Origin of the sequence: Actinoallomurus sp. NPDC052308, assembly GCF_040679195.1 — a bacterium.
In the GTDB taxonomy this organism is placed as follows: domain Bacteria; phylum Actinomycetota; class Actinomycetes; order Streptosporangiales; family Streptosporangiaceae; genus Actinoallomurus; species Actinoallomurus liliacearum.
The window spans coordinates 373,203-384,715 of sequence record NZ_JBFAUM010000003.1 but is presented as its reverse complement, the minus strand read 5'-3'; the positions used below and the strand labels follow the sequence as shown (position 1 = coordinate 384,715).

Sequence of the window (11,513 nt, the reverse complement as noted above, 5' to 3'; positions counted from 1 at the left end):
TCCGAACGCGGCAGGCCGTACGGTCAGCCGTGGAACGGGTACTTCTTGTCGAGTTCAAGGTTGAGCTGCACGACGTTGACGCGCGGCTCGCCGATGAAGCCGAGCGTCCGGCCGGCCTCGTTGTTCTTGATCACGGCCAGGACCTGCGCCACGGCGACACCACGGGCCCTCGCGACGCGGGGAGCCTGCAGCCGGGCGTACGCCGGGGAGATATGGGGGTCCAGGCCGCTTCCGCTGGCGGTCACCGCGTCCGCGGGCACCCGCGGCACGGCCGGGGCGCTGCCGCGGATCGGCACGATCTCGCCCGCGGAGTAGTCCTCACCCGCCTTCGCGCATTCGACGGCGACGCCCTTGTACGTGGCGAGGAACGGCTTGGTCACGACGCCGCACTGTTCGTTGACGCTGACGACACGGGTCGGCCGGGTCACGTGGCCCGAGCGGTCGCGGGGGCCGATGACCGACAGGACCGCCCCGACTCCGCCCGGCGTGCAGAACGGTCGCGCGCCGCTGACGCCCTCGAGCGCACCGACCGCATTGCTGCGGGAGCAGACCTGTGTGAGCAGACTGTCCCGGGCGGTCTTGGCGGTGATCTCCGCCGCCTTCTCGGCAGGGTTCTTCGGGAGAGTGTCGACGATGTCCTCCGGGCCGAGGTTGCCCGCGGCCGTGGAGGTCGGGTCGTAGCCGGTGCCTGCGTTGGACGGGCGGCTCTGGACGTACTGCTTGAGCGGATTGCCGTCCTTGTCGGTGAACGCCTGTCCGATGAGGCGGCTACCGACGACCTTGCCGTCCGCGCCCTTGATCAACGAGCCTTCGGCCTGGTCATGCAGGCCGGGGATCAGCGTGACGCCCCAGACGGCGAGCGGATAGATCACTCCGAGCACCACGGTCAGGACGAGCAGGGCGCGGACCGCGGCGAGGTGCTGGCGGATCCAGTTGGGCAGGCGCATGTCAGGACATCCCCGGAAGGAACTGGACGAAGAGATCGATGATCTTTATGCCGATGAACGGCGCGATGATGCCGCCGAGCCCGTAGACGTACAGGTTCCGCGACAGCAACTTGGACGCGCTGCTCGGGCGGTACTTCACGCCCCGCAGGGCGAGCGGGATCAGCGCGACGATGATGATCGCGTTGAAGATGACGGCCGACAGGATCGCCGACTGCGGACTGTGCAGCCGCATGATGTTGAGCTTGTCGAGACCGGGGTACACCGCCGCGAACATCGCGGGGATGATCGCGAAGTACTTGGCGATGTCGTTGGCGATCGAGAAGGTCGTCAGCGCACCGCGGGTGATCAGCAACTGCTTGCCGATCTCCACGATCTCGATGAGCTTCGTCGGGTTGGAGTCGAGGTCGACCATGTTGCCGGCCTCCTTGGCGGCCGACGTGCCGGTGTTCATGGCCACGCCGACGTCGGCCTGGGCGAGCGCGGGCGCGTCGTTGGTGCCGTCGCCGGTCATGGCCACGAGCTTGCCGCCCTGCTGCTCCTTCTTGATCAGCGCCATCTTGTCCTCGGGCTTGGCCTCGGCGAGGAAGTCGTCCACGCCGGCCTCGTCCGCGATGGCCTTGGCCGTCAGCGGGTTGTCCCCTGTGATCATCACGGTGCGGATGCCCATCCGGCGCATCTCGTCGAAACGCTCGCGCATGCCGGCCTTGACGACGTCCTTCAGGTGGATGACGCCGAGCACGTGGGCCTTCGTCGCGCCGTTCTCGCGGACGACCTCGCCGACCACGAGGGGCGTGCCCCCGCTGGCCGAGATGCCGTCCACGATGTGGCCGATCTCCCCCGTGGGATGGCCACCGTTGTCGCGGACCCACTTCATCACCGCGGTCGCCGCGCCCTTACGCAGCGACCGGCTCCGGCCCGGAGCGCCATCGCCGTCGAGGTCGACGCCGGACATGCGGGTCTGCGCGGTGAACTCGATCCATTCGGCGCGGTGCAGCTCGCCGGGCGTGCGCTCGCGCAGGCCGTACGCGGTCTTGGCGAAGACCACGATCGACCGGCCCTCCGGGGTCTCGTCGGCGAGGCTGGACAACTGCGCCGCGTCGGCGAGGACCTGCTCGCTCACCCCGTACACCGGCGTGAACTCCGCGGCCTGCCGGTTGCCCAGCGTGATGGTGCCGGTCTTGTCCAGCAGCAGTGTGTTGACGTCGCCGGCCGCCTCGACGGCACGGCCGCTCATCGCGAGGACGTTGCGCTGGACGAGCCGGTCCATGCCGGCGATGCCGATCGCGCTCAGCAGCGCGCCGATCGTCGTCGGGATGAGGCAGACCAGCAGGGAGACCATGACGATGCCGGTAACGCCGTGTGCGTCGAGCGCGAGCGAGTCCGGTACGCCGGGCTGATTCACCTTGGCGAAGATCGCCAGCGGCTGCAGGGTCGCGACCGCCATCACGAAGATGATCGTCAGCGAGGCCAGCAGGATGTTGAGGGCGATCTCATTCGGGGTCTTCTGCCGGTTGGCGCCCTCGACCAGCGCGATCATCTTGTCGATGAAGCTCTCGCCCGGCTTCTGGGTGACCTTCACGATGATCTGGTCGGACAGCACCTTGGTGCCGCCCGTGACCGCGGACCGGTCACCACCGGACTCGCGGATGACCGGCGCGGACTCGCCGGTGATGGCCGACTCGTCGACGCTGGCGATGCCCTCGACGACGTCGCCGTCGCCGGGGATGATCTGCCCGGCCTCGACGATCACGTGGTCGCCCTGCTGGAGCTGCGGCGCGGGTACCGGCTCCTCCTGAAGCCGCCGTCCCGGCGCCCAGTCGATCAGGCGACGCGCCATCGTGTCGGTCTTGGCCTTGCGCAGCGTGTCGGCCTGTGCCTTCCCCCGGCCCTCGGCCACCGCCTCGGCGAGGTTCGCGAAGATGACGGTCAGCCAGAGCCATACCACGATCAGCCAGGCGAACCAGTCGGGCTTCAGGACCGCCAGGATCGTCGACCACACGGCGCCGATCTCGACGATGAACATCACCGGGTTGCGCCACATCCTGCGCGGGTCCAGCTTCTTGACGGCGTCCGGCAGCGACGTGAGCAACTGCTTGGGATCCAGGAGACCGCCCTGGACACGCCCGCCTGACGACTTCGGCGACTCCGGAGTCTCGGTGGGAGCTTCAGTGACCTGTGTGGACATCAGTGGATTCCTTCGGCCAACGGCCCGAGCGCGAGCGCCGGGAGGAACGTCAGGGCGACGAGGACGACCGTCACTCCGGTGACCATGCCGACGAACTGCGGACGGTGGGTGGGGAGGGTTCCCTCCGACGCCGGGGTGTGCCCCTGCCGGGCGAGAGACCCGGCCAGACCCAGTACGAAGATCATCGGCAGGAAGCGCCCGAAGGCCATCGCCAGGCCCAGTGCGGTGTCGTACCAGGTCGTGTTCACCGTGATCCCGGCGAACGCCGACCCGTTGTTATTGGACGCCGAGGTGAATGCGTACAGCACCTCGGACAGCCCGTGCGGACCGCTGTTGGCCATCCCCGCCCGCTCGCCGGGCAGCGCCATCGCGAACGCGGTGCCGACGAGCACGCAGATCGGAGTGATCAGGAAGTAGCTCGCCGCGAACTTGATCTCCCGGCTGCTGATCTTCTTGCCGAGGTACTCGGGGGTGCGGCCGACCATCAGCCCGGCCACGAACACCGTGATCACCGCCAGGATCAGCATGCCGTACAGACCCGAACCCGTGCCGCCCGGCGCGACCTCGCCCAGCATCATGTTGAACATCGTCATCATGCCGCCGAGGCTGGTGTAGGAGTCGTGGAAGGAATCCACCGCGCCGGTCGAGGTCAGCGTGGTGGCGTCCGCGAACGTCGCGGAGTTCGCGACTCCGAATCGTGCCTCCACGCCCTCCATGGAGGAGCCGATCGCGGTCGGGACCGTGCCGTGGTGGGAGAGCTGGAAGTACGACATCAGCGTCACGCTGATGATGGCGAGGGTGGCCATCACCGACACGATCGCGTAACCCTGCTTGTTGCTGCCGACCATGCGCCCGAACGTCCGGGGCAGGCTGAAGCTGATGATCAGGAGCAGGAAGATCTCCAGCCAGTTGGTCCACGTCGTCGGGTTCTCGAACGGGTGGGCGGAGTTCGCGTTGTAGAACCCGCCGCCGTTCGTGCCGAGTTCCTTGATGACCTCCTGGCTCGCCACCGGGCCCCCGGTGATCGACTGCTTGGCGCCCGCGAGGGTCTGGATCGTGTGCGGGTCGTGGAAGTTCTGCACCACGCCGCCGATCACGAGGATGATCGCGCCGATGAACGCGATCGGCAGCAGAATCCGCAGCGTGCCGCGGACCAGGTCGACCCAGAAGTTGCCGAGGTGCTCGGTCCTCTTGCGCGCGAAGCCGCGGACCAGGGCGATCGCCACCGCCATGCCGACGGCGGCGGACACGAAGTTCTGCACCGCCAGGCCGGCCATCTGCACGAGGTGGCCCATGGTCGACTCACCGGAGTACGACTGCCAGTTGGTGTTGGTAGTGAAGCTGATGGCGGTGTTCCACGCCTGGTGCGTCATGACCGGCTTGAATCCCAGGCTCAGCATCAGATGGTTCTGCAGCCGCTGGAGGCCGTACAGGAACAGCACCGACACGACCGAGAACGCCAGCACGCTCCGGGCGTAGGTGGCCCAGGTCTGCTCGGCCTCCGGATGCGCACCGATCAGGCGGTAGACCAGCCGCTCGGGCCGCGAGTGCCGCGTACCGGTGTAGACCCGGTACATGTAGTCGCCCAGCGGCCGGTAGACCAGGGCCAGAGCGAGCACCAGGGATCCCGTGAAGAGGATCCCGGCGACCGTCATGCTCATCAGAAACGCTCCGGGAACAGTAGGGCGGCCACCATGAAGACGGACAGGAGCACGGCCAGGACCAGCCCGACCACGTTCTCCACGCTCACAGTCGCTCGACCGCCCTCACGATGAGGCTGAACAGGGCGAAGATCGCCACTGTCAGCAGGATGTAGACCAGGTCAGCCATTTCTCTCGGTTCCTCTATTCGCTTCACGGGGATGACCGCCGTGCCGCCGAGCGCCGTCAAGGGTCGCGGCCTCGATCGGACCGCCGGTCCCCGTGGTCGGATCTGCCCGAAGGGCGGGCTCATGGAAGTGGAAGTCGACCCACACCTGATCGGCACGCCGGTAACGGCGCAGGGCATCGATCACCGTGTGCACCGAGGCCGCCAAGGCCCCGCCGAGGACGTACACCGCCGCGCGAACGATGTCGTCACTCCCTGTGATCCGGATGTACCCGAAGCGGTGCACGTCGAAGCCGGTGACGCACATCCACGCGACTCCGCCGAGCGCGGCACCGTCCACGATCCGGCTCTGCCATGCCCAGGCCACGACGGCCGGCGCGACGACCGCGAACGCGGCCTGCCACGGCAGCCCGGCCATTACGACGGCCAGAGCGAAGACGCAGCCGCTACCGCCGGCCAAAGACCATGCGGAGATGTCCAGGCGCGTCATCGCATCCTCCTTGAGCATGCCGACGGCATGCCCCGCCGGCCCCCACGTCGGGGCTACGGCAGGAGTAAACGCCCGATTTCCGGGGTTTCGGTCGCTATTGACGGAGTCTTAGCGCGCACCCTCCGGGCCTTAACGGACTCCTAACGACCCCACCGGTACACGGCTCACGGCTCCGGCGTGACGAAAGCCGTAGGGCGATCAGTGCGACTCGCGGGCCACCTCGTCGCCCGAGGAACCGACCAGGAAGTCCTGGTCCGCGCCGGTGTCCGCGCCCATGACGGTGTCGACGTACAGCCGCTCCCAGCCGCGGAGCGGGCGGGCCACGCTCTCCAGCAGGGCTCGTGAGGGTTCCCTGCCGGCCAGCTCCTCCTGCGGGATGTCCACGTCGATCCGGCGGTTCTCGACGTCCAGGACGATCGGGTCGCCGGTCCGGACCCGGCCCAGCGGGCCGCCCGCCGCGGCCTCCGGCGAGACGTGCAGGACGACCGTGCCGTACGCCGTGCCGCTCATGCGGCCGTCGCAGACCCGGACCATGTCGCGGACGCCCTGCTTGAGGAGCTTCTCCGGCAGCGGCATGTTCGAGACCTCCGGCATGCCCGGGTAGCCCTTCGGGCCGCAGCCCCGCAGGACGAGCACGGAGTCCTCGTCGACGTCGAGGTCCGGGTCGTCCAGGCGGGCGTGCAGGTCCTCGATCGAGTCGAACACCACGGCGCGGCCCCGGTGGCGCATCAGGCGCGGGGAGGCCGCCGCGGGCTTGATGATGGCGCCGTCGGGGGCGAGGTTGCCGCGCAGCACGGCGATCCCGGCGGCGGGCCGCAGCGGCGACTCCCGGCCGCGGATGACCTCCGGGTCCCAGATCTCCGCGTCGCCGAGGTGGTCCACGAGCGGCCGCCCCGTGACGGTGAGCGCGGCGGGGTCGAGGAGGTCCTGGACCTGGCGGAGCACCGCGTGCAGTCCGCCCGCCCGGTGGAGGTCCTCCATCAGGAAACGGCCGGCGGGCTGCAGGTTCACGAGCAGCGGGACGTCCGCGCCGATCCGGTCGAAGTCGTCCAGGGTGAGGGGGACGCCGAGCCGGCCGGCGATGGCGAGCAGGTGGACGACCGCGTTGGTCGAGCCGCCGAGCGCCGCCAGCGCGACGATCGCGTTCCGGAACGATCCGATCGACAGCACGTCGCCGGGCCTGCGGCCCTCGTGCACCATCTCGACGGCCAGCCGGCCGGTCTCGTGCGCCCGGGCGAGCAGGCGGCTGTCCGGCGCGGGCAGACCCGCGGTGCCCGGGAGCGTGGTGCCGAGCACTTCGGCGAGCAGGCCCATCGTGGAGGCCGTGCCCATCGTGTTGCAGTGGCCACGGCTACGGATCATGCAGGACTCGGACTCCAGGAAGTCGCGCTCGGACAGCTCGCCGGCGCGTACCTCCTCGCTGAGGCGCCAGACGTCGGTGCCACAGCCGAGCGGCACGCCGCGGAACGTGCCGGACAGCATCGGCCCGCCGGGCACGACGACCGCGGGCAGGTTCACCGAGGCCGCCGCCATCAGCAGGGACGGGATCGTCTTGTCGCAACCGCCGAGCAGGACGACGCCGTCGACGGGGTTGCCGCGCAGCATCTCCTCGGTCGCCATCGCGGCCATGTTGCGCCACAGCATCGCGGTCGGGCGCAACTGCGTCTCGCCCAGGGACACGACGGGCAGGTTCAGCGGGACGCCCCCGGCCTCCCACACGCCCTGCTTGACGCTCTCCGCCACCTCGTCCAGGTGGCTGTTGCAGGGGGTCAGGTCCGAGGCGGTGTTGGCGATGGCGATCTGCGGCCGCCCGTCGAAGGCGCGACCGGGCAGGCCCCGGCGCATCCACGCCCGGTGGATGTACGCGTTACGGTCCTGCCCCGAGTACCACTGTGAGCTGCGCAGAACAGACATGTTCCATCTCCTCGAACGGCAACCCAGTGCATGGAATCACATGGGGCCGCTCGGCGTCACCCACGGTCCGCCGCCCGTACGATCAGGAGCCCTCGCCCCACAGCCGGCGTACGGTCTCGAAGACCTTCTGGTTGTGGGAGATCTCGACGATGTTGCCGTCCGGGTCCTTCAGGGCGCAGATGTAGCCGACCGGGCCGGGCATGTCGCGCGGCTCCCAGTGCAGGCACCCGAGCTCCCGGGCGCGGTCGGCGAGCGCGTCGACGTCCTCCCGCCGCGGCACCTCGATGCCGAGGTGCGCGAACGGGGCGAGCAGCCCCAGCCTGCCGCCCCTGTCCTCGTTGAACGACACGAGGACCAGCACGAACGGCGTCTCGACCTGCTTGTCGTTGGACAACCACGCGCTTTCGCCGGCGGCGTCCGCGAAGCGCTCGACGACCACCAGGGGCGTGAGCGCCGTGTAGAACTCGATCGCCTTGTCGAGGTCCCCGGTCGGCAGCGCGACGTGCGTCCAGCGGGCCTGCGTCAGAGCCGTCCCCATGGAGTCCTCCCGAGCACCGTCGCGAACCTGGCCGTCCTCCCAGGCTACGAATCCGCCCGCCCCCGGTCCACGCCCGCGCGCCCTCAGCGCGCCCCGACGAGCTCGGCCGGGTCGAAACTCAGCTCGAACGGTTCCGCCGACTTCAGGATCTCTCCCGCGTGCGCCGCGGCGATCTTCGCGTATCCCCGCCCGCGCAGTTCGTAGACGGTGACCTGTACGACGCCGGACAGCTCCACCTCGACGAAGAAGGGAATGCCGCCTTCCGCGTAGCGCTGAGACTTCCACGCGCGCCCGAACGCGGTGTTACCGGGACTGAGGATTTCGGCCACCATCGTCACGTCCGCGGCGTTCATGCACGGGCCCGCGTCGGAGAGCGCGACGGCCGATCCGACCATGACGTCCGGGATCAGAAGATCGGCCCCGAGTTGGAGGTTGACCTCGCGGTTCGCCTCAAGGCCGGGCGGCGCCGCGTCGTCGAAGAGCCTCTCCAGCCGTTTTGCGGCCCACTGATGCGGTTTCGGAGGCGCGGGGGATACCACCAGTCTTCCTTCGAGGAGCTCCTGGCGCATGCCGTTCTCCGGCAGGGCCAGCACCTCCTCGATCGTCCAGCTCGTTCGGTAATGATCGGGCGGCACGGCAAACGCCTTCGTCATCGGTGGATCACCTCCGTACACGTCGCCAGTCTCGCACGCCGGTGAATCACTGTAAGCAACGGCTCGGTCACAGATCTTGAAAACGCGAAATCCCGCCCCCGGCCGGTGCCGGGGGCGGGATTCGGGGTCGGGTCAGCGGACCTCGGTGATCTCCGGGCCGCGCTCAAAAGGGTTGAACGGGGACCCGCCGTCCTCGCCGCCCTCCTGTTCCTGCTGGCCCATCGCCTGCTGGGCGCCGTCCGGCAGGGACAGCTCCAGCAGCTCACGGGGCGGCATCGGGGCGTCGCCACGGTTGACCACGATGTTGGCGAAGATCTCCTCGACGGCCCGCGCCTGCTCCGGGTCCTGCAGGGCGGCACCCTGCACCACGCCGCGCAGGAACCAGCGGGGGCCGTCGACGCCGAGGAAGCGGACCGGCTGCCAGCCGAAGCCCTGCTCGGCGATCTCCGGCGGCACCTGGTCCTTGAGCTCTTCCGGGATGGCGACCGGGACCATGGCGTGCAGCTCGGTGCCGAACGGCCCCTCGGCCTCCTGGGTCTCCCCCTGCGCCTGCTTGATCTCCTCGGCGATCTCCTGACGGAGCTCGTCCCACAGACCGCTCTTCTTCGGCGCGGCGAAGGCCTGAAGCTGCAGGCCACTCTCACCGATCACGACGGTGACGGCGACGAAGTGCCCGCCGACGAGGTTGCCCTGGGCGTCCTGCTCGGCGTCCTCGATGTTGAGCTGGTGCTCGATCCCCTCGGCGATGGGCACCTGGAACGCGCCGAAGTCGACGCGCTCCACCTCTGGGATCGAGTCGGCCTCGGCGTCCCAAGGGCCGCCGTGGGACACTGCCGCGCTCTCCTGCTCCCCCTCGGACCCGGGCTCCTCGGCCTCGGATTCCTCGGCCGCGACGGTCTCCTCGTCGGTCGGCTCGAGGTTCTTCTCGGGCTCCTCGTCCCGACGACGGCGTCGAAACACGACTCACGCTCCTTCGTTGTGCTGTACGGCCACGTCCGCGGCGCGGCCCCCCACGGCTCCTGCGTACCCGCCCGTGGATCCGAAACCACCGTCTCCGCGGGCCGAGCCTGGCAGGACCTGGACCTCATGGAAGACGGCCCGCTCGACGCGCTGGATGACCAGTTGCGCGATACGGTCGCCGCGCGTCAGCCGCACGGTGTGCTCGGTGTCGGTGTTCAGCAGGGTGACCTTGATCTCTCCCCGGTAGCCCGCGTCGACGGTGCCGGGCGCGTTCACGATCGTCACTCCCAATTTAGCCGCCAGCCCGGAGCGCGGGTGCACGAAGGCGGCGTAGCCGTCGGGGATGGCGATCGCGATTCCGGTCGGCACGAGTGCGCGGGCCCCGGGCGGCAGCTCGACGTCCACGGTGGTGACCAGGTCGGCCCCGGCGTCGCCCGGGTGGGCGTACGACGGCGCGGGCAGGCCGGGATCCAGCCGCTGGATGAGAACTTCCACAGTCAAGGGCTCCACCTCGTCGCGATCTTGATGGCGGCGCTCGCCTCGGCGCGCGTCACAGGCCGTGACACTACCGCCTGTGCGGCCCCGCGCCGATGAGCGCGGCGCGGCCGGTCACGGCTCCGCCGGACGGTGCGAGACGCCGGCGCCGCCACCGGCGCGGGGACGGCCCCCGCCCGGCTTCGCCCCGGCGCGCGGGCGGGTCCGGCGCGGCGCCGCTCAGGAGGCGTCCGAGGACCGGTCGTCCGCCGCCCGATCGGCCGGTGGGTCGGACGATGACGCCTCGTCCGGCGCGATCGTCCCGGTGCCCGCCCGAGCGTCACCGGACGGCGCGGTCTTCTTCCGGCTCCGGCCCAGCAGGGGGGCGCGGGCGGGGTGTTCCGTCGGGGACGCCTGGTCGTCGGCACCGCGCAGCGCGGGCCACGCCCGGTAGATGACCGCCGCCGTGGGGACCGCCACGGCCGCGCCGGGGATGCCGCCGACGACCGCGCCGACCGAGATCGCGATGATGATCCCCAGCGGGTGGAAGCGCACCCAGCGGCCGACGACGAGCGGCTGCAGGACGTGACCCTCGAGCTGCTGCTCGATGATCAGGATGCCGAGGAAGACCAGGGCGGCGACGAAGCCCTTGAAGCTGAAGACGACGAGGAAGGCCAGCGCCCCGGCGACCAGGATGCCGACGATCGGGATGAAGCTCCCGAAGAACACGATCACCGCCAGCGGCGCCACGAGCGGCACACCCATGATCATCAGCGTCACGGCGATGACGATCGCGTGGATGAGCGCGACGATCACCGTGCCGTGGACGTACTGCGACAGCGTCTCCCAGGCCGCGCGCCCCGCCCGGTCGACGCGGTCCCGGTACCGCCCCGTCCCGCTGATGAGCCAGCGCCAGATCCCCGGCCCGTCCTTCAGCAGGAAGAAGGTGACGAAGAACAGGAAGACGATGGCCGCGAGCACCTCGCCGGCGACGGTGGCGCCGGTGAAGGCCGTGCTGACCAGCTTGCCGCGCTGCTGCTGGATCTGGTTGAGCAACTGGTCCACGGCCGACTGGAGCTGGGAGTTCTTGAGGTGCAGCGGCCCGGTCACCAGCCAGCGCTGGAACTGGGTCGCCGTCCGCTGTATCCGGGTGACCAGGTGGGGGAACTGGTCGTTGGCCTGGATCCCGACGAACGTGCCCACGCCGCCGAGCACCCCAAGGGCGAGCAGCATCGTCAGCCAGGTCGCGGCGAGCGAGGGCATCCGGCGGCGCAGCCGGGCGGTGACGGGGTACAGCAGCGCGCACAGCAGCAGCGCGATGGCACACGGCAGAACGACGAGCCGCAGCTTGTCCAGAATGCGCGCGACCGCGTAGATCACGATCCCGACGACGATCAACCGCCAGCAGAACGCGGCCACGGTCGCCAGCGTCCGCGGCACTCCCGGATCTCGATCGCTCACTGTTCTCCTCCGGACCACGCCCTACCCGGACCACCGTCATCGACTCATTACCGAGCCGACGTCT

At 69.7% G+C, this 11,513-nt stretch carries 11 protein-coding genes; all 11 read right to left on the bottom strand.

Annotated elements, in window-relative coordinates; translation table 11 throughout:
- Window positions 1-23: 23 nt before the first annotated feature.
- Window positions 24-947 (bottom strand): potassium-transporting ATPase subunit C, encoded by a 924-nt coding sequence (locus AB0L00_RS13170; protein ID WP_364432519.1) that lies wholly within the window; start codon window positions 945-947, stop codon window positions 24-26.
- A gap of 1 nt (window position 948) precedes the next feature.
- Window positions 949-3,132, bottom strand: a complete 2,184-nt coding sequence (gene kdpB / locus AB0L00_RS13165) for a potassium-transporting ATPase subunit KdpB (protein ID WP_364432516.1) — start codon at window positions 3,130-3,132, stop codon at window positions 949-951.
- The gene (gene kdpA, locus AB0L00_RS13160; RefSeq protein WP_364432513.1) at window positions 3,132-4,793 is read right to left on the bottom strand and encodes a potassium-transporting ATPase subunit KdpA; all 1,662 of its coding nucleotides are present in this window, start codon (window positions 4,791-4,793) and stop codon (window positions 3,132-3,134) included. Before kdpA ends, kdpB begins: the two co-directional genes overlap by 1 nt.
- Entirely contained in the window at window positions 4,793-4,882 is a 90-nt protein-coding gene (gene kdpF / locus AB0L00_RS13155; protein ID WP_364432510.1) for a K(+)-transporting ATPase subunit F, read from the bottom strand. The genes kdpA and kdpF overlap by 1 nt, the downstream gene beginning before the upstream one ends.
- Before the next feature lie 72 nt (window positions 4,883-4,954).
- A complete protein-coding gene (locus AB0L00_RS13150) occupies window positions 4,955-5,449 on the bottom strand; it encodes a hypothetical protein (protein WP_364432507.1) in 495 nt (164 codons plus the stop codon).
- A 198-nt stretch (window positions 5,450-5,647) separates the two neighbouring features.
- Window positions 5,648-7,363 carry an IlvD/Edd family dehydratase gene (locus AB0L00_RS13145; protein WP_364432505.1) on the bottom strand — a complete coding sequence of 572 codons (1,716 nt, stop codon included), beginning with the start codon at window positions 7,361-7,363 and terminating at the stop codon, window positions 5,648-5,650.
- 82 nt (window positions 7,364-7,445) lie between these two features.
- Window positions 7,446-7,901, bottom strand: a complete 456-nt coding sequence (locus AB0L00_RS13140) for a VOC family protein (RefSeq protein WP_364432502.1) — start codon at window positions 7,899-7,901, stop codon at window positions 7,446-7,448.
- A gap of 83 nt (window positions 7,902-7,984) precedes the next feature.
- On the bottom strand, window positions 7,985-8,494 hold the full coding sequence (locus tag AB0L00_RS13135) for a Uma2 family endonuclease (RefSeq protein ID WP_364432499.1): 510 nt from the start codon (window positions 8,492-8,494) through the stop codon (window positions 7,985-7,987).
- A 192-nt stretch (window positions 8,495-8,686) separates the two neighbouring features.
- On the bottom strand, window positions 8,687-9,514 hold the full coding sequence (locus tag AB0L00_RS13130) for a DUF3710 domain-containing protein (protein WP_364432497.1): 828 nt from the start codon (window positions 9,512-9,514) through the stop codon (window positions 8,687-8,689).
- A 3-nt stretch (window positions 9,515-9,517) separates the two neighbouring features.
- Window positions 9,518-10,015, bottom strand: coding sequence for a dUTP diphosphatase (gene dut, locus AB0L00_RS13125; protein ID WP_345359023.1), 498 nt, complete (start codon window positions 10,013-10,015; stop codon window positions 9,518-9,520).
- Window positions 10,016-10,228: 213 nt separating this feature from the next.
- Window positions 10,229-11,449 (bottom strand): AI-2E family transporter, encoded by a 1,221-nt coding sequence (locus AB0L00_RS13120; protein ID WP_364432494.1) that lies wholly within the window; start codon window positions 11,447-11,449, stop codon window positions 10,229-10,231.
- Between the last annotated feature and the right edge of the window lie 64 nt (window positions 11,450-11,513).

Excerpts from the sequence above, each read along its gene's own strand:
- AB0L00_RS13150 (WP_364432507.1), bottom strand. The coding sequence starts at position 5,449 with ATGACGCGCCTGGACATCTCCGCATGGTCTTTGGCCGGCGGTAGCGGC.
- AB0L00_RS13145 (WP_364432505.1), bottom strand. The coding sequence starts at position 7,363 with ATGTCTGTTCTGCGCAGCTCACAGTGGTACTCGGGGCAGGACCGTAAC.
- kdpA (WP_364432513.1), bottom strand. The coding sequence starts at position 4,793 with ATGAGCATGACGGTCGCCGGGATCCTCTTCACGGGATCCCTGGTGCTC.
- kdpB (WP_364432516.1), bottom strand. The coding sequence starts at position 3,132 with ATGTCCACACAGGTCACTGAAGCTCCCACCGAGACTCCGGAGTCGCCG.
- AB0L00_RS13140 (WP_364432502.1), bottom strand. The coding sequence starts at position 7,901 with ATGGGGACGGCTCTGACGCAGGCCCGCTGGACGCACGTCGCGCTGCCG.
- AB0L00_RS13170 (WP_364432519.1), bottom strand. The coding sequence starts at position 947 with ATGCGCCTGCCCAACTGGATCCGCCAGCACCTCGCCGCGGTCCGCGCC.